Genomic DNA, 22,701 nt, shown 5'->3' on the forward strand with positions numbered 1-22,701 from the left:
GATAGTAAAATAGTCTATGGCAAATATGGGAAAATCGCCTCTTAATTTTTTCTTACATTGCAAACTTGTCGCGACGAATGTGGCGGGATTTGTTATAATAGAAACATGGAGGGATTTTTCATGCAGACAAAAATACTGGTATTAGATGATGAAAAGGAAATTGCAGACCTCGTTGCGCTGTATCTGAACAATGAAGGCTATGAAGTACATAAATTTTATGACAGCAAGGATGCGCTGGAATATATGAAAAATAACCGCGTTGATCTGGCACTGCTGGATGTGATGATGCCGGAAATCAGCGGCTTTGAAATATGCAGGATCATACGGGAAAAATATATGTTTCCGGTCATCATGCTGACTGCCAAGGTGGAGGATGTGGATAAGATACAGGGACTTTCTCTGGGAGCGGATGACTATATTACAAAGCCGTTTAATCCGCTGGAGCTGGTGGCCCGTGTCAAGGCACAGCTGCGCCGCTATAAAAAATATAACCCGTCACAGGAAAATGTGAATGTGATTGACTTTAAGGGGCTGATCATCGACAATGATTCCCATCGATGCACCCTGTATGACGAAGTGCTCAATCTGACACCGATTGAATTTTCAATCCTGTGGTATCTGTGCAAAAACCGCGGGCGTGTGATCACCAGTGAAGAGCTGTTTGAGGCTGTGTGGAAGGAAAAATACTTTGACAGCAACAATACGGTAATGGTGCATATCCGCCGTCTGCGTGAAAAAATGCATGAACCGCCGAGAAATCCGAAATTCATCAAAACGGTGTGGGGCGTAGGATACCAGATTGAAGAATAGCACCTATCGCAGATTGCGCAAGCATCTGGCGTATCTGTATCTCTTTATGACAGCGCTGGTTATGGGAATCATCGGCATTCTTATGTTTCTGCTGGATCATTACGCACAGGTTTTCAGTAATCAGGGAGCACTCAGGGATTCAGATTTTCTGCTGTTTTATCTGAAGCATGAGCTGGAGTTCAATCTGTTTCTGCTGGCAGCAGGCACAGCGCTTCTGCTGTATCTGTTTGTACTGCTCTTCTTTCAAAATCTGGATGTCCTGCTTGATACAGTGCAGGGTAAGCCGGTGGACCGACTGCCGTTCAGCTACCGTTATCTGCCGGAAATGGATATGGCCAGAGGACGGATTCAGGATATGCTGGAGAAAAAGCAGCATACCCGTCAGCTGTCGGTTCAGGAGAAGGAGCATAAAAACGAGCTGCTGATGTATCTCGCACATGACCTGAAAACACCACTTACATCAATGATTGGCTATATTAACCATATTCTTGATCACAAGGTGGATCAGGAGCAGCTGGATACCTCGATTCGCATCACCTATGAAAAGGCACAGCGTCTGGATGATCTAATTGATGAATTTTCAGAAATTCTGCGGTATGACGATAAGGTGTCACAGCTGGAGGTCACCAGAATTGATCTGAATACCATGCTGCAGCAGCAGCTGGCAGGCTTTTATCCGCTTATGGAGGAAAAGGGAATCCGGCTGCAACTACATCTGGCGGATCATATGGAAATCAGTGGAGACTTCGATAAACTGCAGCGTGTCTTTGATAATCTTATGCGAAATGCCATCAACTACAGCATTCCCCAGACGGAAATCCGGATCGCCGGTATGCTGTATGAGGATGGTGTCTGCCTGACCTACAGCAATGAAGGAGAAGCCATGGATACCGCTTCCGTGCAGCATCTGTTCGACAAATTTTATCGGGCGGGAAGTGCACGGACATCGACCAGCGGAGGTGCCGGGCTGGGACTGGCGATTGCCAGAGAAATCATTGAGCTGCATCAGGGGGAAATCAAAGCCGACATGGAAGGTACGACGATTACCTTTACCCTGCGGCTTCCGTATGAACAGAAGGTGATACTGTGAAACACGCCAATTTAAAAGCCCTGCGTCGCCGTCTGTTTATCAAATATGCATGCATTATCATTGGCATCACGCTGGGGACGATAACACTGATTTATCTCTTTGATGATGTGCTGAACGGTGTTGTCATCGACTTTATCCGGCTGTTTATGGAAACCGGAGATCCCTTTGCGATGTTTCGCAAAATTTATATGATTGTGCTGCCGCTGCTTATTGTGGCCGCCATTATTCTTATGATTTATTTCCTCTGTCGTGATCTTGTCAATTATATGCGGATATTGATGCGGGGCATGGAGGATGTTATGCGCAAGGATCGCTCCCGTTTTGATTTCCCAAAGGAAATGAAGGAAGCGGAACAGCTGATAATGGCGCTGTCTGATGATTATCAGAATTATCTGAAGGCTGCTGCACAGGATGAGGAAAAGAAAAAGGATTTGATTTATCTGCTGGCGCAGGATATCAAAATGCCGTTGTCCAATATTTTAATGTATTTGGAATTTCTGCATAAGGAAACCCGTATTTCCCCGGAAATTCAGAAGGACTTTGTAATACAGGTACTGCATAAGTCGCTGGACTTGGAGGATATGATCAATGAGTTTTTCGATATCACCCGGTTCAATTTGCAATATGCGAAATGGAATCCGGAGCATATGTATCTGGATCGCATGATGGAACAGGTGGTGGATGAGTACTATATGCTGATGGAAGCAAAGCAGATGGAGGTATCCATAGAAAGCGGCAGCGGCCTTGCATTGTTTGCGGATAATGAAAAGATAGCACGCGTCATGCGGGATCTTCTGCGCAATTTAGTTGAGCTGGGACGGGTGAAAGCGACGATTCATATCCGGATGCAGGAGTTTGATGAACGCTATGAGGTGCTTATGGAGGTGGAATCCAGACATCTCTCAGCATATCAGATTGCCCATATCTTTCACAATTATTACCGGCTGGAGGATGTGCATGGCGAGGGCAACCTGCATGTTCTGGGGCTGGGGATTGCCAGACAGATCATGGATATGCAGAAGGGGACACTGCGGGCAAGCTCGATAGACAAGCTGTTAAGCTTTACAGTTCAGATTCCAAAGGCTTTTGTACCGGGACATAAGGAATCCGTGATATAATACGATAGAAAGAAAAACAGGTGATGAAATGAATATAGAAATAGGAGAAGTATTTCCTTCCGCAATCGAAGAGGAAGGAACCGTTATGGATTTCGTTGATGATGAATTTGTATTCGTTATCAAGGATGAGGTCTGGATGGATGAGGAATGTCAGGCAATGAAGCACAATCCGCTGACACTGGATTTTGTGTATAAATATGATATCGCCGTCTTCCTGCTGACACTGGAGGATGCTGTTGATACCAGCGACTTCATATTTAATGTACATGACAACGAATATCCGGAACATCTGTATCGCAGCTTTGAAAACGGTGACGGCTATGGTATGACGCTGTATCTGATTAACAGTATGAATACGGTATGCGCAAAGCGCCGCGTCCGTCTGTCACAGGGTATGTCCAATACGATTTCCCAATATCTTGCACAACAGAAGCAGGCTCCCTTCATGGAAGAGGAATTCCTGTGCAATCTGCAGGGGCTGCAGTCTGCCTGGGAACCGTTCGAAATGCAGAAGATGGCATTGGGAAGCGAAACCTTCAAATAAGCAATGTAAGAAAATGAAAGTGATATGTAATTTTTATCATTTTGTATTGTGATTTTTTCACAATTACAGTATAATGGAAAATAAGCTTAAGAAGGAGGAATTGTATGAGAGCAGTTGTGAGTGTAATCGGAAAGGATATGGTGGGAATCCTCGCCAAAGTCAGCGCAGAGTGTGAGAATGCAAATATGAATGTGATCGAGGTGTCCCAGACGCTGCTTCAGGATATGTTCGCAATGATCATGCTGATTGATATTACAAAGGGAAATACGACACTGGCCGATTTTGCGGCTCATATGGAGAATGTGGGAAAACAGAGTGGTTTGACCATTCATGTCATGCACGAGGACATATTCAACTCCATGCATAAGATATAGGATGGTGAACGTATGATAAACGTACATGATATACTGGAAACCATAAAGATGATTGATGAGGAATATCTCGATGTTCGCACAATCACGATGGGAATTTCTCTATTGGACTGCTGTGACAGTGATATAGATAAGTCCTGTGAGAAGATTTACAATAAGATTACACGTCTGGCAAAGAATCTTGTCAAGACAGGAGAGGATATTGAACGGGAATACGGTATTCCTATCATCAACAAGCGGATATCCGTTACACCGATCGCCATGCTTGTGGCTGTCAGCGGCGGTGATCCTGTAAAGTATGCACATACCCTTGAGCGCTGTGCTCAGGCGGTGGGCGTTAATTTTATCGGCGGTTACTCCGCACTTGTCCAAAAGGGCTGTGCGGCAGGTGATCGCGAGCTGATGGAATCCATTCCAAGAGCATTGGCGGAAACAGAGCATGTATGTGCGTCCGTCAATGTCGGTTCTACCAAGGCCGGAATCAATATGAATGCGGTGGAGCTGATGGGACGCATGGTGAAGGAGGCTGCCGAGCTGACGAAGGATCGTAACTGCATCGGTGCTGCCAAGCTGGTCGTCTTCTGCAATGCGCCGGAGGATAATCCGTTTATGGCGGGTGCATTCCACGGTGTCGGAGAAGCTGACTGCGTCATCAATGTCGGTGTCAGCGGTCCGGGTGTTGTCCGTGCCGCATTGGCAAAGGCGGATAAGTCACTGCCAATGAATGAGCTTGCGGATATCATTAAGAAAACAGCCTTCAAGGTTACCCGTATGGGACAGCTGGTGGGAACGCTGGCAAGTGAGCGTCTGGGTGTTCCGTTTGGTATCGTCGATCTGTCACTGGCACCTACTCCTGCTATCGGTGATTCCGTTGCCTATATTTTAGAGGAAATGGGTCTGAAAAGCTGTGGTGCTTATGGAACGACTGCCTGCCTGGCAATGCTGAACGATGCAGTGAAAAAGGGCGGTGTCATGGCCAGCAGTACGGTCGGCGGACTTTCCGGTGCCTTTATACCGGTGAGTGAGGATGCCGGAATGATTGCGGCAACCAGAGCGGGTACCCTGTGTCTGGAAAAGCTGGAGGCTATGACAGCAGTATGCTCGGTTGGTCTGGACATGGTTGTAATTCCGGGTGAAACAACGCCGGAGGTTATTTCCGGTATCATTGCGGATGAGGCTGCCATTGGTATGGTTAATTCTAAAACGACTGCGGTTCGCGCCATTCCTGCAATTGGCAAGAAGGTTGGAGAAGAACTGGAGTTTGGCGGCTTGCTGGGAAGTGGTCCTGTGATGAACATCAACCAAACAGATTGTTCTGTCATGATACATAGAAAGGGAAGAATCCCTGCACCGATTCAGGCCTTGAAAAACTAACCACAGGTGAAAAATCATATCAGAGGAACCATATTATATAAAAGTTCTCAACGGCTATCATAAAGTGATTCAGGACATAGAGCGGCATGTATTCTATGTCCTTTTTCCCGTTGTGAATGGAAATGACCTTTTCTTACGATATGCTGTTTTGCTGCGGCAGGCACAGCGTTACCGGATAGAAGCATGCTGTGCCCTTTCTTTCACCTGCCTGCATTCAGCCATGAAGTATCGTCACTCCTTTATCTCCAAGCTTATTGAATGGAGTAAAGCAATACCGGGGATAGTCAAATAACTCACAACGGTACATGGTCTGTTGTTTCCATCTTCACATGGCACCCTTGACAATAATCTGTGGTGAACTACATTTGTCGCATGCTTATCAGATTCAAAAACTATGCAGACGGCTATTCAGGAAGATGCTTCTCTTGTCTGCCGTCGTTTGCTGTGCTATGATAAAAATAAGAGATGGGAGAGCAAGCATATGAAAAAAGATATCGTTGAGCTGCGGCATCAGCTTCAGAAAATTGAATCGGATAAGCTGTATCTGGAGGAATGCATCGAGCGTCTTCATGAGGTGGAGAGTGCTTTACGGCAGGCCGAGAAACAGCTGAAAAAGGAAACCCGTGATGTGGAAAAGCTGAATACCGCATCCGTTGCCTCCATCCTTGCATTTTTTGCAAAGGATAAGGAGGAGCGCCTGGTGAAGGAAGAACAGGAGGCGTTGCAGGCTGCACTTCATGTGCGGCAGCTTCAGGAAAATGCTAAGGCACTGCGGCAGGATATGGATGCCTGTGAGCTGAATATCGTACAGGAGGAGCTGGTTCGAAAGCAGCTTGCGGAATGTGAGCTTGCGGAAGCGATACAGCATTCTCCCTACGGAGAAGCGCTGCGTGAGCAGAAGCAGCTTGTAGATGCGCATACACAGCGGTTAAAGGAAATTCAGGAAGCACTAGAGGCCGGCTATCTTGTGCTGGATCAGCTGAAAAATGCGCTTCGTAGCCTGGACAGTGCATCCTCCTGGGGCTTTATGGATATCGCAGGCGGCGGGATTCTCTCTACTGCTATGAAGCATTCCGCAGTTGACAAGGCACAGAAAAAAATCGCACTGCTGAAAATCAATTTGTATAAGTTTCAGAAGGAGGTTCAGGATGTTCAGGGATTTCAGATAAATACCGTGAAGCTTTCTGATGGAACGGTTGCAATGGATTATCTTTTTGATAATATTTTTACGGATATGTTCGTGCAGTCCAAAATCCGGGAATCGGAAAAATCGCTGCAGCAGGCGAAACGTAGAATTGATCAAATTATGGATTCGTTATTGCAGGAGCGCCAGCACACACAGCAACAGCTGGAAAGGGAACAGGCAGCCTATGAGCGCATGTGCAGGGAGTCTGTAGATTAGAAACAGCAGCTGCTTCTGGCGCTCGTTCTTCTGCTGTGCAATGCATGAGAAAAACAATGGTTGGCTATTGGCTGTCCCCGAATATGGAAAAAAGCGGAAGACAAAGAAAGCCTGACTAATCGGGTTTGGTTCTTATTTGATTGTGGGTGAATTAAAATGAAGGAGAATTCGATACTATTGCAAATTATCTGTCGTATTTGAATGCCTCCTTTTGAAAGCACCCCGAATAAGAAAGATTCTGTTTAGCTCTTCTTTTTTACGTTGCTTATGTGTGTATTCTGAAGCAAAAAAGAACCCGGCTTTTGATCTGTGGCTTCCTGTCTGCTTCCGGATTTCAAATGTGTCCTTTCTGTTTTCTGAAGACCATAAGGAATACTGCTGTGCAGACGTTTTGGCTACTAATCATCGCGTTAGCATAGAAAAATGCATTACCTGCAAAAGCATAGAAGAGCATCAGAATATGGCTATCAACGCTATGTATCTCTTGTATTTTGCAAATACGCTCAGAATTTGGTAAATAGGAATACGATCTGCTGTATTTTCCTGTTTTCTTTTTTAAATCATTATATATTTTACAGTATTTGTGATAAAATAGAAAAAGCATTGGAAAAGGAGAGATAACATGCTGGAATTGCGCAATGTATCCTTTGAGGTAGATGGAAAAAAGATTTTAAACAACATCAGTCTGACGATGGAAGACAATAGATTTACCGTAATTACAGGCCCCAACGGCGGTGGGAAATCAACGCTGGCAAAGCTGATTATGGGGATTGAAAAACCAACAGAGGGAGAGATTTTGTTTGATGGGGAGGACATTACGGCAATGTCTATCGACGAACGGGCAAAACGAAAAATCGGTTATGCCTTTCAGCAGCCCCCCAGATTTAAGGGAATGAGTGTGCGTAAGCTGTTGTCCCTGGCACACGGTAAGGATTTGGATGAGGAAATCTGCTGCAGCTATCTGACGGATGTCGGACTGTGCTCCAAAGATTATCTGAACAGAGATGTGGATGCTTCTCTGTCCGGAGGCGAGGTAAAGCGGATTGAAATTGCGAGTATTCTCGCGCGCGACTTAAAGCTTTCCATATTCGATGAACCTGAGGCGGGCATCGATCTGTGGAGCTTTGCGAAGCTGGTGGAAACCTTCCAGAAGCTGCAAAGGGAATCCAGACAGTCCATTATCCTGATATCCCATCAGGAGCGGATCATGCAGCTGGCGGATGAAATCATTATTATCGAAAACGGGGCAATCAAAACAAAAGGGAAGAGGGATGATATTCTTCCGTCACTTATGAGTGAATTTGATTCCTGTGAATTTAAAAAGTAGGTGAGGCAGATGGAACAGATGGAAAAAAATCTGCTGAAGACAGTAGCGGATATCAGCGGCTTTATGCCGGGCAGTGCCTTCAGCTTAAGAAAAAACGGAGCAGGTGTGGAACGTCACTCTACAGAGCATGTAAAAATTCTGGCAAAAACAGACAAGCCGGGTATCGATATCATCGTGGATGACAATACGGTGGGGGAAAGTATACATATTCCGGTTATTCTGACAGACAGCGGCATTCAGGATATGGTATATAACGATTTCTATATCGGAGAGGGTGCGGATGTGGAGATTGTAGCCGGATGCGGTATTCACAATGACGGCTGTGACACTTCACAGCATGACGGAATTCATACCTTTCATATCGGAAGAAATGCCAGCATTACCTATACGGAAAAGCATTATGGAGAAGGCAGCGGTAGCGGAGGCAGAATACTGAATCCGACAACCGTCATTCATATGGAGGAAGGCTCCTTTGCCAAAATGGATATGAGCCAGATTAAAGGGGTTGACTCCACCTTTCGTAAAACGGAGGCAAATTTAGGTGCAACTGCCAAGCTGGTGATCAATGAAAAGCTGATGACGCATGGAGAGCAGAAGGCACATTCGGATGTGACGGTGAATCTGAATGGAGAGGACAGCGTTGTTCAGATTGTTTCCCGATCTGTAGGAAAAGATACTTCCGTGCAGGTGTTTCATCCGATCGCAGTGGGAAATAATCGTTCCCGTGCACATATTCAGTGTGATTCCATCATTATGGGAAAAGCAAAAATCAGTTCAATACCGGAAATTGCTGCGAATCATGTGGATGCGGAAATCATCCATGAGGCAGCCATCGGGAAAATCAACAATGATCAGCTGATCAAGCTGCAGACATTCGGGTTAAACAGCGAGGAAGCGGAAAAGGTCATTGTGGACGGTTTCTTAAAGTGATTAAAAAAATGATATTTACAACAAGGAGATGTTTTCTTCCCAGAGGCAGTACAGGGAGAAGGACCTCCTTTTTTTGCTGTTCTGAAAGAAATCTGAAATATATCTTGACCTTATCCCTGAGCGAAGGTGTACGATATGCATGAGGTGATACAAATGTATAAGATAAAGGAGCTGGCAGAGCTGTATGGCATCCATACGAATGTGCTGCGGTTTTATGAAAAAAAGGGGCTGCTTGCCTCACGGCGGCTCACGAACGGCTATCGTGTCTACGGAGAGGATGAGCGGGCTATATTGCAGAAAATTCTGCTGTATCGCGCAATGAATTTTTCACTTGCGGATATCAGGGAGCTTTTAAGCAGGGAAAAGGGGAATGCGCAGGAGCTGTATTTCCAACAGCTGCAGCTGTTAAACGCGCACCTGCATGAACTGACAGCGGTACGCGATCATATTTCGCAGGAGTTGAATGCGATGCTGGCAAACACCTATGAGGAGCAGCAGGATCAAAAGGAAATGCAGCGACTGCTGCAGGAATTAAATAAGAACCGGGAATGGAAGGATCGCTGGGATTTTGATTCCTTTGCAAAGGTGTATGATGAGGTCGTGCATATGCCCGCAGTACAGGGACTGCCGTTTTATGAGGCATATGACCATGTACTGGATGAAACTGCGAAGCATGCGCAAATGCATGGCGGCAGGGTTTTGGATGTCGGTTGTGGAACCGGAAATCTGGGTGAGCGCTTAGCTGCTGCAGGATTGTCGGTTGAGGGGGTGGATCAGTCATTGGAAATGCTGATTCAGGCAAAGAAGAAGCTGCCGGACATGCTTCTTCATCAGGGAACCTTTCTTTCCCTCCCCTTTGAAAAATGCTCGTTCGATACCATAACGGCGTCCTATGCTTTCCACCACTGTGATGCACAGGAACGGCTTCTCGCCGTTCGTGAAATGAAGCGGGTACTGTGCAGACAGGGGCGCATTGTGATTGCTGATCTCATGTTTGAGCATGCACAGGATCGCATGAAGTATGAGCAGCACTGTACCCCACAGCAGAAAGCAGAGCTGGAGGATGAATATTTTACAACCGTTGAGGAGCTGACACACATTTTTTCGGAAGAAGGCTTTATATGCACAAATTATAAGGTTTCTGATATTTTGTGGATTTTTGTGGCTGATTTATCAGAAGAAGACAGGGAATGCAGGAAAAACAAACGCTTTATCTGATATCTACGAATCGTCGATAGGTGATTTTGCGAAAGCATGATATGATACCTGTATAGAAACGAGGTGCATGTATGCAGCAAAAGGAGATTGGCATGCAGATTTCTGCAGCAAGAAAGAAGTTAAAGTATACACAGCGAGAGCTTGCAGAAAAGCTTGGAGTGAGTGATAAGACAATCAGTAAGTGGGAGCGTGGCGTAGGCTATCCGGACATTTCCTTGCTTCTGCCGCTGTGCAGGGAGCTTGGCATAGAGGTTTCCCAGCTGCTCGGGGATGAGGAAACGGATACGCAAAAGCAGGGAAATGAAAAAAATCTAAAGAATCTTGCAGATTATGCTGTTTTGAAGGTGAAGGAAAACAGGGAACGTATTCAGCGATGGATTTGGATTATGCTCAGTGCACTTGCTGTGTTGTCCATCGGCATCTGCCTGTTGTGCAATTATGTTCTGGAGGGAGCGATCAGCTGGGCATGGATTGCTGTTGTGTCTGTCATATATGGATGGATGATTCTTACGGCATTGCTTATGTCACATCGCTATTTGATCGAAAAAACAATGCTGGTGGGAATGGTGATGCTGTTTCCTTATCTGTACTGCCTGTCATTGCAGCTTCCGATTTCAAATTTTCTCCCCCTGTCCTGGACGATTGCTGCCGCTGCTGATGTATTTGCAGTTCTTATCTATCTGGTATTGCTGCACAGCCGCATATCCTTCTGGTTCAAGCTGACAATCATTGTCATATTGTCCGGAATCTTTAATTCCTTTGTGCAGTGGCTGACAGAAGGGGGTCTAAGTCAGATGCTGCTGCAGCTGTTTGGAAATCTTTTTGCAGCTGTGATTTTAGCAATTGTGGGAATCTATGCAAGGGGGCATGCAAAATGAATCCTGTTGAAAAAATGAATGAATTACAGAGACGTGTAGATGCAGTAAATCATAGCGTTATGAAAAAGCGGGAACAGCTTATGAAGCCCACGAAGAAACAGATGGAGATATCTGTTCTTGTATCTACAGGAGGCAGTATTGTCTTTCTGATCGTGGCCGGCGTAGTATACTTTGTATATCATCTGCATCTGCAGGCAGCATCTTGTACTGCCATAGCGGGCCTGCTGTTGCTGAATGCCGGAATTATGAAAAATAAAAAAAGCAAGTCTTGAGAACGACATAATTTTCATTATAATTAAACTCATGGAGAGGATATTATGAAGAAAATTATGTTTTTTTGTCTGCTGGCACTTATGGCAGCACTGCCTGTACAGGCAAATACAAGAGAGGAAGTTGAATTTAGCAAATGTACAGATGGAGACACCGCACATTTTAAAATCAATGGCAAGGATACGACAGTACGATTTCTGGCAATCAATGCGCCTGAATATACCAAAACCAAAGAGCCCTATGGCAAAGAGGCAAGCGCTTATGTGTGTGATGCCTTGAAATCTGCGGAAACGATCGAGCTGGAATATGATGACGGCAGTGATAAGCTGGATAAATACGGACGCACACTGGCATGGGTGTTTGCGGATGATGTCCTGCTGCAAAAGGAGCTTGTAAAGAAGGGACTGGCAGAGGTGAAGTATCTGTATGGTGATTATGCATATACGAAGGAGCTGCAGACGCTGGAGAAAGAAGCAAAAAAAGAGAAGCTGAATATGTGGAGCGATGGATTGGCTGCTGAAGAGGAACATAATGAAACGATACAGTATGTATTGGGAGCTGCAGGCGGTGTTATCTTAATTGTTTTCGGGCTGTTCTTTGCAAAGGGCAAGCGCAATAAACAGCGCTATATCCGCAAGGGAGTAAAGCAGCTGCGCAGGAAATAACAGAAAATGTACGCCTTCATGTGGGAAAGGCGGTAACTGCTGTTAAAGCTTCTTTACTGCAAACAAGCTAAGCTGCAAAGGAAATACATGCAGAAAAGGAGCATTTTCTACAGGCAGGTTCCAGGGATTTTCTGGCAAGAAAAGCCTGGCAGGTCTCATGCTCTTATCTTAACGACAGCTTTGCCATATGGGATGGTGACTGCAATGCTTATATACAGATAGTTACTGCATATCAAAAGCCGTGGGAAGCTTTTCGCCTTCGTTACGAAAACGGTTGTGCAGAGGGTGTGCGCTTTACAAGCACTGCTTTCGCATGATATAAGAGAGAAATGTGGCTGTTTCTATTGACCTGTACGCCGCGTACAGGTATATGGTTTAGCTGGAGGTGATCTCATGAAACTACAGGAAGTGGCACAGCAGGTACAAATGACCAAGCGGGCCATCAAGTATTATGAGGAAAAGGGACTGCTGCAGGTGGAAAAGGATGAAAACGGTTATCGCCGGTATACCGAAGATCACATAGCTGTTCTGCAACAGATTCAGGTTTATCGAAAGCTGGGGATGGAGCTATCCGCCATTCAACGTATTTTGCATGATCCCCAGGTGGAGCAAGAGGAGCTGCAGCGGCTTGAAGAACAGATGCAGAGATATCTGGAGCAGCAATCTGCACAGCTGGCGGCAGTGCAACAAATGCTGGCAGGCGCAAAGGATTACCAGGTACTGCAGGAGCAGCTTGATTATCAAACAATTGCGGCAGCTATTCAGGAAATGATACCGGGCTTTTATGGCAAGCTCTTTCTGCATCATTTTCTGCCGTATCTCCAGATCCCCATCACGACGCAGGAGCAGCGGGATGCCTATCAGGCAATTCTCACATTCTGGGATACAACCGACCTGAAGATGCCGCTGTCTATGAGAATCGTTACATTTCTAACGGGGTTTCTACAAAATCAGCAGGCCGCGGCTATACAGGCAAGGCTGGATGCACAGCTGAAAAGGCTACTGGAACCTGATGCAAAGCAGTACGCGCAAATGAAAAAGGCGGTTCTCCATCAGTATCGGATTCAGAAATATTGTCTGCTTCGCTACCTGCCTTCCTCAATCAGTAAACGACACTGGATGATGGAGCTGCAAAGAAGTGGTTACAATGATATATTCCTGCCGAATATGGAGAAGCTGAGTCCAGCCTATCGTGAATATCGAAATGCCCTTTATGCAATCAATGATAGAATTTGTACAGAGCTGAATCTGGGCTATGATGAATATTTTCATCTCGTGAAAAAATCATAAAACTCTTTTTATCGGTACTTGAAATCAGCACCATCCACATCAGAAACAGAGAGTATCAGGCAGGTGGTACGCTATTGTTGTGCTACGTTTTTAGAAACGCACAGCGTGTATGTTAACGTACAAGCACTCCTGCATAAAAAAACAAGGCATTTTGCGTGCCTTGCTTTTTTATGTATATGCTCACTGGCAGAGCTGAATCAAACCTACATCGCCTTGATTTCTTCAGCAATCTGTTTACCAAGCTCCATCAGTGCGTCCAAATCCGCTTCACTCGGCGTGTAATTCTGTGAAACAACCTCATCATTCAGCAGTGTGATTCCTGCCTTTTCCAGTCGGGCATTGATTTCCTTTGTGACGAGATTTGCCCAGCCATAGGAACCAAAGCCAAGCCCCTTTTTATTCTTCACCTTGCAGGTGATGAGCTTTTCCAGAAATGCCGCAATGCTTCCCGCCATGGCATTGTTGTAATTCCCGCTTCCGACCAGAACCGCCTTGGCATCCAGCAGTTCCTTTTGTATGATTGCGGGGGAGGTCATTGAGCATTTGAAGATTTTTACACAAATTCCGTTTCTTCCCATGCCCTCAGCGAGCGCTTCAGCCATCATCTGTGTATGCTTCCAGACACTTTCATATACAATGACCGCCTTATCAACCGCCTTGAAGGTCGCAAAATCCTCATATGCCTGAAACAGCTCCGGCAGATAGCTTCTCCAGATAATACCATGTGCCGGGGCAATCATATCAATGTCAAGATTCATATCCCGAATCTGCTTCAGCTTATTGGCAACCTGCATACCATACGGCATCACGATATTTGCATAGTAATCCTTTGCGCGATCAATACACTTGGCAGCACCGTGTGCATCATCAAAGATATCATAGCTTGCAATGTGCTGTCCGAACGCATCATTGGAGAATGCAATTTTCTGCTCTGCGACATAGGTCAGCATGTTATCCGGCCAGTGAATCATCGGCATTTCCACAAACGTAAGCGTATAACGCCCGGTGGACAAGGTATCACCGGTTTTCACCCTTTGAAAATCATAGCTTTTGAAATACTGCTTCAGCATGATGCCCACACCGGCATTGCTGGCATACGGTCTGGCATTGGGATAATCCTTCATAAATTTCAGGAAGCCTCCGGAATGATCCGGCTCTGCATGCTGTACGATAACATTGTCAATGGTTCGCTCACCGATTACCGAACGAATACGCTCCATCATCGTATCATAGAATTCTTCCTCAACAGTATCAATCAGTGTCACCTGCTCATCGACAATCAGATAGGAATTATAGGTCGTCCCTTCTGCAATCGGAAACAGATCACCGTGAAAATGACGGCAATTGAAATCATGAACACCGACCCAGTACATATTTTCTTTAATTTGTATTGCTTGTTTCATTTCCTTCACCTCTGATTTCTATTTTAATATGATATAAGGAGGATGTCCACTTATTTAATTTTTTTATTCACAAATTAAATAAGTGACATTGTTTGCAGTTTTTAGCAGAAACGGTACACGAATTGAAAATTAAGTTGCAAACCCGTTTAAATTAAAAGATTCGGGTAGTATAATAAAGATATCAATAAAGGAGGAGCTATTTCATGATTATTCAAAGTAAGAGAATATGGGTACTCGGTCAATTCATCGAAGCCCAGCTGGAGCTGGAGGATGGAAAAATCAAAAATGTTCTCGCTTATGGCGCTAAACCGGCTGACAAGGACTATGGTGAAAGACGAATTGTACCTGGATTCATTGACGTTCATACACATGGTGCTTATGGCTTTGACACCAATGATGCAGAAGAAGAAGGCTTGCGAAACTGGATGAAACACATTCCCGAGGAGGGTGTTACCGGAATCTGTCCTACCACAATCACACAGATAGAGGAGGTACTTACCAAGGCAGTGAAAAATGTCGCAAAGGTCGTAGCGGATGGCTATGAGGGAGCGGAAATCCTCGGTATCCATTTTGAAGGACCGTATCTGGATATGGTATACAAGGGAGCACAGCCGGAGCAGTGCATTGTAAAACCGGATGTTGAACAGTTCAAGCGGTATCAGAAGGCTGCCGACGGACTGATTAAAATTATAACAATGGCTACCGAGCGTGACGAGGATTTCGAACTGACAAGATACTGTGCAGCAAACGATGTCCGCGTAAGCATCGGACATTCTGCGGCAACGATTGAGGAAGCAGGTATGGCAATTGCCAACGGAGCAACTTCCATGACGCATATCTTTAACGGTATGACACCGTTCCATCACCGCAAGCCGGGTCTGGTAGGAGCTGCTATGCGTTTCCGTGATACCTTCGGTGAGGTTATCTGTGATGGAAATCACTCTACACCGGATGCATTAAACGATTTGTTCATGGCGAAGGGAAGAGATTATACCATCATGATTACGGATGCGTTAATGGTAAAAGGTCTGCCGGTCGGGACAAAGGTTCTCTTCGGTGGAAATGAAATTGAGCTGTATCCGGATGGCAGTGCACATCTGACCGGCGCAAAGAGTCTTGCGGGCTCTACCCTGAAGGTCAATGAGGGCTTGAAGGTGCTTGTTGAAAAGGCGATGATTCCTTGGGATTATGCAATCAACTCCTGTACGCTGAATCCGGCAAGATATCTGAATGTGGATGATCGCAAAGGAAAGCTTGTGGCTGGCTATGATGCAGATATCGTTGTACTGAATGATGATTACTCCGTCGAAATGACCTACGTAAGAGGAAAAGAAGCATTCTAATCATAATAGAAACAAGATGGGAATCCGCAGGATTCCCTTTCAGCATTTTTACGGCAATGCTCACATAATTTGGGGTGAGCTTCGCTGAATTACACATAATTTACCATGATCTATACATAATATATTGATAGACATTTTGTATACTATAGGCAAGCAAGAGGTATCTTGCTTGTATGAACGATTTCCCCCAAAATTATTTCATACTTTCTCCCTTTCAAAATAATAATTATCATATACAGAGAAGATGCTTCCCCCAAGGCATCTTTTTTGTTAACCAAAGAAAAGCACACAGATTCATGATGATTCATATGTTTGCACAGGGAGTCATGAAATATGACCAAATGCATGCTGTTGCCATAAGCCTTATGCGGTCCTTACCGGAGGGATAGCTGTAGCACAGATCAGGTCTTCTCAGAAAAGCGTTCGATACCGTTATTCAAGTATGATTGAAAATGGAAGACAAAATAGTAAAAAATCAAGGCAGGAACTGCTTCACTGATGGAAATAAACGCAGGGAACATTCTCAGGTTGCTGAAATACGATTAAAAATGATGATTACCGATTTGCCGATGCATGCATTCCACATAATTTACCATGATCTATACATAATATATTGATAGACATTTAGTATACTATCAGCAGGCAGGAGGTATCCTGCCTGTATGAACTATTTCTCCCAAAATTATTTCATACCTTCTCCCTTTCAAAATACTAATTACCATATACAGAAAAGGTGCTTCCCCCAAGGCACCTTTTTTGTTGGCAAATCCGTGAGAATTTCACATGTATCTTTCTACAGCCCTTTTTTGCATGTGCTTCACATAATTTGGGTTCAGGCACTTGAAAGAACACACATTTTTACAAGTTCTCTACATAATTGAAATATAACTTTCCGGTATACTGTAAGCATGCAGGAGGAATCCTGCAGATATGAATTTTTCCCCTCAGAAAATTTTTCATACTTTTCCTTTCTATTAAATAAATAATAAGCAACAGCAAAAGGAGCACTTCCCCAGGTGCTTCTTTTGTTTTATCCCTTTATCATGCTATAATGATAAGCGTTATGAAATGAGGGATTGTATATGAAACATATAAAAGCTTTATTTTTTGATGTGGACAATACGCTGTATACGCATCGTATTCATGATTTTCCTGCAACCACCCGTCAGACGCTGAACCGCCTGAAGGAAAACGGATACCGTATCGGTATCGCTACAAGCCGGTGTCGCTATGAGGTCCGTAATCTTCCGGCCTTTTTTCGGGATTTTGCATTTGATGCTGCAATCTTTGATGGGGGAGCACTCATCATGGGCAAAGAGGAGACTGTCACCAGCTTTCCCCTGTTACAGGAGCAGGTGGAGCGGCTCATCCGCTACTGTGAACAAAGGCACATACCTGTGCGGTACTCCACCTTTGACAATGACTGTCTGACAACACCTTGTCCTCACAATATCCGTGATGAGTTTTTCAAGCTGTATCTGAATATGCCCGTTGTAAAGCCCTATGAGCAGGAAACAGTGTTTAATATGCTTGCCTATCCGCAAAACGGGGAACAGCGTGAGGAAATCATTGCGCTCATGAAGGATGCCTTTATTGTAACGCATTCCTCCAATACGTTGGAAATCACAGCGGAAAACGTAGATAAAAGCAAAGGGGTAGAGGCGATGGCTGCACATTGGGATATTCCGGTTGAACAGATCGCATGCTTTGGTGACGGTGCCAATGATGTGGGGATGCTGCAGGCCGCAGGCATCGGCATTGCTATGGGGAATGCCAATCCTAAAGCAAAGGCGGCAGCGGATTATGTCTGCGGTTCCATTGACGAGGATGGACTATATCACTTCTGTAAAGAGATGGAATGGATATAGGAGAAGTCCTGCAGTTTCTGGAGAATCTGCTTTTTGTTGTGCTATAATAGACATGAACAACTGAGAGAGGAGAGGCAGTATGAAATTAACAAATAATCGTTATGAGGTGACCTTTACTGCGAAGGGTGGAGAAATTGAAAGCTTTACCGATCTGGAAACCGGCATTCAGTATATGTGGCAGGGACATCCGGATTATTGGACAGGGAAAAATCCAGGTCTGTTTCCTCTGGTAGGCAATACGCTGGATGGCACCTATGAAATGGATGGCAAAACATATGCAATGAAAAATCACGGTCTGGTTCGCTATGCGACGCTCGACTGTGTATGCGATGATGGAAAAGAGGTCATCATGGCATTTGACAGCAGTGCGGAAACAAAAGCACAGTACCCCTTCGATTTTCATTATGAGGTAGGCTATGCACTGCAGGATGATACCCTTACGGTAACCTATCGTATCACGAACACCGGAGAACGGGACATGCCGTTTACATTCGGGCTGCATCCCGGCTTCAATTGTCCGTTGTGTGAGGGAGAGGCGTTTGAGGACTATACCATGCGTTTTTCGAATCCGGAGAAGCTGAAGCAGCTGGTGTTTGATCCTGAAAAGAAGAAACCGTATACGCTGGAGGATGTGGAGCTGCAGACGATACCTTGCAGCTATGAGGAAATCGAGAAATATGCGACGCTGATCTATCAGGGGATGAAAAGCTCCTATCTGACATTATCCGGACCGAACAACCACGGTGTGCGCATTTCCATCAGCGGCTATCCGTATCTGGCAATCTGGACAGCGAAAAAGAATGCGCCGTTTATCTGTCTGGAGCCGTGGTACGGCCATGCGGACTTTTCAAGGGTGGAGGAAGACTTCTCCCATCGTGAGGGAACGATGACACTTTCCGCAGGAAAAACATTCACAACCGCATATACAATTCAGGTATTTTAAAAAAACAGGGATATGCAGAAAGCGTGCTTCCTAAGCCGGATATGGGATAGGAGGAAGGCTCTTTGCATATCCTTTTTCATGCCGTGGCAGTAGCGCTTTTCATGCGGTGATGAAAAACCTACAGACTGTTTTAATTACCCTGCTCCTTGCAGAACAGATATCATGCTGCGGATGAAGGACAGAAAGAGGCAGTTGTGCGTTCATACACAGGGGCTGCTTCCGGCAATTGAGATTTCAAGGGCTTGGCAGGCACTGGGAGCCCTTTTCTGAATTCAGCTGGCAAAGTACAGAATCAGGAATGAAATGGTATCCGCGTTAATGCTCTGCTTCCTATGCAATAAGAATTCCATTGCTGAAAAAAGCTTTTTCCTGTATTCACGTACAGGAAAAAGAAGTATAATGAAGGCAACTGATAAAGAGGAGGAAGCTAGCATATGAAAAGCATAAGCATTGCAGGTACACAGGCACCGGCTATCATACAGGGCTGTATGCGTATTGATGCCATGAGCGTAAACGAGTTGGAGGAACTGATTCATCAGGATTTAAAGCTCGGTATCAATTTCTTTGACCATGCGGATATCTATGGAAAAGGAGTCTGTGAGGAGCTGTTTGGTAAGGTATTGAAGGCACAGCCTTCTTTAAGAAAGGATATGCTCATTCAGTCAAAATGCGGTATCCATCGCAGTGAAACAACACATTATGATTTTTCCAGAGACTACATACTTCACTGTGTGGATGCTTCTCTAGAGCGTCTGCAATGTGGATATCTCGATTATCTGCTGCTGCATCGTCCGGATGTCCTGATGGATCCGCTGGAGGTAGCACAGGCCTTTGATGCATTGTATACCTCAGGAAAAGTGAAGCATTTCGGCGTCAGTAATCACAATCCCTATCAGATTGAGCTGCTGAAAAAATACAGCAGGCAGCCGATTGAAATCAATCAGATGCAGCTGAGTGTCATGCATACACCGATGATTGATGCCGGTGTCAATGTCAATACCTTTGACCAGCGCGGTATTGACCGTGATAACGGTACACTGGATTATTGCAGACTGCAGGATATTACAATACAGTGCTGGTCACCGTTTCAGTATGGCATGTTTGAAGGTGTGTTCCTCGATAATCCGAAATTTCCCGAGGTGAATGCACGGATTCAGACACTAGCAAAGAAATATCAGGTCAGCAGCAGTGCGATTGCGGCAGCATGGCTGCTTCGCCATCCGGCTCAAATGCAGGTGATTCTGGGCTCTGTCAATACTGCGCGCATTGAAGGGATTGTACAAGCCTGTGACATTACGCTGACCAGAGAGGAATGGTATTCCATCTATGTTGCAGCCGGAAATCTGTTGCCATAGGAACCGGGATCTGAACTGCAGAAGCAAAACAAACGCCGCATGGAAAAAAGCGGCTACCATCTGTAATCGTATATGGAATGCAAGAAGCCGGTGCTCAGCGATCGGCTGGAAATACAGGATATGTATGTTCTGACATTGAAAACATGCTTTTAAAATGGTATGATATTACTGTGTAATATCAGGAGGAGAAAAGAAAATGAAAGTTATTGTAGTGAAAGATTACGATGCAGTAAGCAAAGAAGCATTTGCTGTTATGAAGGAAGTTGTCACAAACAAAAAGGATGCTGTTTTAGGTCTTGCAACAGGCTCCAGTCCGATTGGATTGTACAAGAACATGATTCAGGATCATAAGGACAATGGAACAAGCTATGCACAGTGCCAGTCTTTCAATCTGGATGAATATGTTGGAATTGACAGAAATCACCCGGAATCCTACTGGACATTCATGCATGAAAACCTGTTTAAGGGTATCGACTTACCGGAAGACAAGATTCATGTACCTTATGGAAGTACGAAGGAAGACTGTGAAGGCTATGAAAAGGCTATGGAAAATGTCAGCGTGGACGTACAGGTTCTGGGAATCGGCGGAAACGGACATATCGGATTTAATGAGCCGGGTACACCGTTTACAGAGGAAACGCATATCGTTGAGCTGACAGAAAAAACACGTTCTGATAATGCGCGTTTCTTTGATAATGATATCAATCAGGTGCCGACACATGCAATTACAATGGGAATTGCGACCATCATGAAGGCAAAGAAAATCCTGCTTGTCGCATCCGGCGCAAACAAGGCAGATGCTGTTGCAGCTATGGTCAACGGACCGGTTGATCCGGCATGTCCTGCAAGCGTATTGCAGAATCATGCAGATGTTGTCGTTGTTGTTGATGAGGCAGCAGCTGCTAAATTAGCGAAATAAATATAAAGGAGCGGACATTTCAATAGAGATGTCCGTTTTCTTTACGGTTGGCAGAGCTTCTTTACAGGGATTTCAGGTTTACTTTTTTTCTATTTTCGCTATAATAGGGTTGAAAAAGAAAGTAGAGGTAGAATATGGCGATAAAACTGATAGCACTGGATCTGGATGGAACGCTGCTGACCACGCAGAAGACAATTGATGAGGAAACCAAAAAACGTCTGATCAAGGCACAGGAGATGGGGATTTCCATAACGATAGCTACCGGACGGGATAAGGGTGGTATTGATTTTGTATATGAGCCCTTGGAGCTTGAGCACAGAGGTGATAATTTTGTAGCAGGGGTTAACGGACAGATTATTTATGATTTTCATAAAAAGGAATATTATGTGGATAAGGTGCTGGACGGCAATGACGCAAAGAAAGTGATGGCACTGGGAATGAAATATAATTTTGAGGTCATCAGCTGCTGCGGATATGATTTCTATGATTTGATATCCAAGCGTCTGAAGGCAATGAAAAAGGTGCGCAGTGTCGTGTTTGGGCGGCCGATGGATTACGGGTTTAATCAGGGAAAGCGAAATTTCATTCCACTGGAGGATGCAGACTATGAAATTACACAGGATGTGAATAAGTTTGTACTGATACAGACGGCCTCCTTTTTCAAGAAGCACCTGCCGCATCTTCGTAGGGAATTGAAGGATTATGACTTGCTGGAGGTTGGTCCTGCCTGGATTGAGGTTATGCCGAAGGGGGTATCCAAGGCGAGTGCGCTGTTGCGTATTGGAAAGAAGCTGGGAATCTCCACAGAGGAAATGATGGCGTTTGGAGATGCGGAAAATGATATGGAAATGATCAAAACCGTGAAGTACGGCATCGCTATGGGAAATGCTATGGATTCCTTGAAACAGGCAGCATGGGATGTCACCGATACCAATGATCAGATGGGAATCGCGAAGGCGCTGGATAAATATGTATTTACATCAGGGGAGTAAGCTCTCCTTTTTTATGAAAAAAGCTGCCATGGAGCATGACAGCACTAAGCTTCACTGATGAGATCTGCTGTTTCCGCATGAATCAGTCTTAACAGTTCATCCGGCTGCATTTTGATCTGAACACCGATTTTCCCGCCACTGAACATTATGGTAGGATGCCCTGTACAGCTTTCGTGTACAAAGGTGCGGAATTGCTTCTTCATACCGATGGGGGAGCATCCCCCACGGACGTAGCCTGTAATCTTATTAATATCCTTCACATGAATCATTTCCACGGATTTTACACCGGCAGCCTTTGCGCATTTCTTCAGATGCAGCTCATGTGCCACAGGAATTACGAAGACGATATATTCCTTCGTGTTCGCAACCGTTACCAGTGTTTTGAAAACCTGCTCCGGATTCTCTTCCAGCTGCTTTGCTACATCAAGACCTGCAACAGCCTCTTTTCCATGTGCATAGCTCAGCACTTCATAGGACAGCTGCTTGCTGTCCAGAATACGCATGGCATTCGTTTTCTGTATTTTCATTGCAGTACCTCCCCATTGTGCATTTAGTATAGCACTCTTTTTTTTCTTCTTCCAGTATGATTTT

Annotated in this window: 22 protein-coding genes; 20 read left to right on the forward strand and 2 right to left on the reverse strand. The window is 45.0% G+C overall.

Going from position 1 to position 22,701, the window contains the following annotated elements:
* The first annotated feature begins 120 nt into the window (after positions 1-120).
* The 14 genes from vanR (at position 121) to G4D54_06785 (ending at position 13,287) form a co-directional block, all read left to right on the forward strand.
* On the forward strand, positions 121-810 hold the full coding sequence (vanR, locus tag G4D54_06720) for a VanR-ABDEGLN family response regulator transcription factor (protein QJA02136.1): 690 nt from the start codon (positions 121-123) through the stop codon (positions 808-810).
* Positions 800-1,900: a HAMP domain-containing histidine kinase gene (locus G4D54_06725; GenBank protein ID QJA02137.1), complete on the forward strand. Its 1,101-nt coding sequence runs from the start codon at positions 800-802 to the stop codon at positions 1,898-1,900. Before vanR ends, G4D54_06725 begins: the two co-directional genes overlap by 11 nt.
* Positions 1,897-3,018, forward strand: coding sequence for a HAMP domain-containing histidine kinase (locus tag G4D54_06730; protein ID QJA02138.1), 1,122 nt, complete (start codon positions 1,897-1,899; stop codon positions 3,016-3,018). The genes G4D54_06725 and G4D54_06730 overlap by 4 nt, the downstream gene beginning before the upstream one ends.
* 28 nt (positions 3,019-3,046) lie before the next feature.
* Positions 3,047-3,562: a hypothetical protein gene (locus G4D54_06735; protein ID QJA02139.1), complete on the forward strand. Its 516-nt coding sequence runs from the start codon at positions 3,047-3,049 to the stop codon at positions 3,560-3,562.
* A 104-nt stretch (positions 3,563-3,666) separates the two neighbouring features.
* Positions 3,667-3,936, forward strand: coding sequence for an ACT domain-containing protein (locus tag G4D54_06740; GenBank protein ID QJA02140.1), 270 nt, complete (start codon positions 3,667-3,669; stop codon positions 3,934-3,936).
* 12 nt (positions 3,937-3,948) lie between these two features.
* Positions 3,949-5,307 carry a PFL family protein gene (locus tag G4D54_06745; GenBank protein ID QJA02141.1) on the forward strand — a complete coding sequence of 453 codons (1,359 nt, stop codon included), beginning with the start codon at positions 3,949-3,951 and terminating at the stop codon, positions 5,305-5,307.
* A 481-nt stretch (positions 5,308-5,788) separates the two neighbouring features.
* Entirely contained in the window at positions 5,789-6,709 is a 921-nt protein-coding gene (locus G4D54_06750) for a hypothetical protein (GenBank protein ID QJA02142.1), read from the forward strand.
* A 622-nt stretch (positions 6,710-7,331) separates the two neighbouring features.
* A complete protein-coding gene (locus G4D54_06755; GenBank protein ID QJA02143.1) occupies positions 7,332-8,036 on the forward strand; it encodes an ATP-binding cassette domain-containing protein in 705 nt (234 codons plus the stop codon).
* Positions 8,037-8,045: 9 nt separating this feature from the next.
* Entirely contained in the window at positions 8,046-8,966 is a 921-nt protein-coding gene (locus G4D54_06760; protein QJA02144.1) for a SufD family Fe-S cluster assembly protein, read from the forward strand.
* Positions 8,967-9,119: 153 nt separating this feature from the next.
* Entirely contained in the window at positions 9,120-10,184 is a 1,065-nt protein-coding gene (locus tag G4D54_06765; protein QJA02145.1) for a methyltransferase domain-containing protein, read from the forward strand.
* Between the two features lie 71 nt (positions 10,185-10,255).
* Positions 10,256-11,062, forward strand: coding sequence for a helix-turn-helix transcriptional regulator (locus G4D54_06770; protein ID QJA02146.1), 807 nt, complete (start codon positions 10,256-10,258; stop codon positions 11,060-11,062).
* A complete protein-coding gene (locus G4D54_06775; protein QJA02147.1) occupies positions 11,059-11,334 on the forward strand; it encodes a hypothetical protein in 276 nt (91 codons plus the stop codon). The genes G4D54_06770 and G4D54_06775 overlap by 4 nt, the downstream gene beginning before the upstream one ends.
* A 45-nt stretch (positions 11,335-11,379) precedes the next feature.
* Complete coding sequence (locus tag G4D54_06780) at positions 11,380-11,997, forward strand: thermonuclease family protein (protein ID QJA02148.1); 618 nt, start codon at positions 11,380-11,382, stop codon at positions 11,995-11,997.
* Between the two features lie 393 nt (positions 11,998-12,390).
* On the forward strand, positions 12,391-13,287 hold the full coding sequence (locus tag G4D54_06785; GenBank protein ID QJA02149.1) for a MerR family transcriptional regulator: 897 nt from the start codon (positions 12,391-12,393) through the stop codon (positions 13,285-13,287).
* Between the two features lie 203 nt (positions 13,288-13,490).
* Here G4D54_06785 and G4D54_06790 read toward each other — a convergent pair whose 3' ends face one another.
* The gene (locus G4D54_06790) at positions 13,491-14,690 is read right to left on the reverse strand and encodes an FprA family A-type flavoprotein (protein ID QJA02150.1); all 1,200 of its coding nucleotides are present in this window, start codon (positions 14,688-14,690) and stop codon (positions 13,491-13,493) included.
* Between the two features lie 203 nt (positions 14,691-14,893).
* Here G4D54_06790 and nagA point away from each other — a divergent pair, with 203 nt between their 5' ends.
* From nagA to G4D54_06820, 6 genes are all read left to right on the forward strand, one after another.
* Positions 14,894-16,033 carry an N-acetylglucosamine-6-phosphate deacetylase gene (gene nagA / locus G4D54_06795; protein QJA02151.1) on the forward strand — a complete coding sequence of 380 codons (1,140 nt, stop codon included), beginning with the start codon at positions 14,894-14,896 and terminating at the stop codon, positions 16,031-16,033.
* A 1,082-nt stretch (positions 16,034-17,115) separates the two neighbouring features.
* Positions 17,116-17,901, forward strand: coding sequence for a Cof-type HAD-IIB family hydrolase (locus G4D54_06800; protein ID QJA02152.1), 786 nt, complete (start codon positions 17,116-17,118; stop codon positions 17,899-17,901).
* Positions 17,902-17,980: 79 nt separating this feature from the next.
* Positions 17,981-18,844, forward strand: coding sequence for an aldose 1-epimerase family protein (locus G4D54_06805; protein ID QJA02153.1), 864 nt, complete (start codon positions 17,981-17,983; stop codon positions 18,842-18,844).
* Between the two features lie 434 nt (positions 18,845-19,278).
* Complete coding sequence (locus G4D54_06810) at positions 19,279-20,199, forward strand: aldo/keto reductase family oxidoreductase (protein QJA02154.1); 921 nt, start codon at positions 19,279-19,281, stop codon at positions 20,197-20,199.
* A 196-nt stretch (positions 20,200-20,395) separates the two neighbouring features.
* A complete protein-coding gene (nagB, locus tag G4D54_06815) occupies positions 20,396-21,118 on the forward strand; it encodes a glucosamine-6-phosphate deaminase (GenBank protein ID QJA02155.1) in 723 nt (240 codons plus the stop codon).
* Positions 21,119-21,252: 134 nt separating this feature from the next.
* Positions 21,253-22,110, forward strand: coding sequence for a Cof-type HAD-IIB family hydrolase (locus G4D54_06820; protein ID QJA02156.1), 858 nt, complete (start codon positions 21,253-21,255; stop codon positions 22,108-22,110).
* A gap of 44 nt (positions 22,111-22,154) precedes the next feature.
* Here the strand turns inward: G4D54_06820 and ybaK are convergent, their stop codons facing one another.
* Positions 22,155-22,637, reverse strand: a complete 483-nt coding sequence (gene ybaK / locus G4D54_06825; GenBank protein ID QJA02157.1) for a Cys-tRNA(Pro) deacylase — start codon at positions 22,635-22,637, stop codon at positions 22,155-22,157.
* Positions 22,638-22,701 lie beyond the last annotated feature (64 nt).

It is taken from the genome of [Clostridium] innocuum (assembly GCA_012317185.1).
GTDB lineage: Bacteria > Bacillota_I > Bacilli_A > Erysipelotrichales > Erysipelotrichaceae > Clostridium_AQ > Clostridium_AQ innocuum.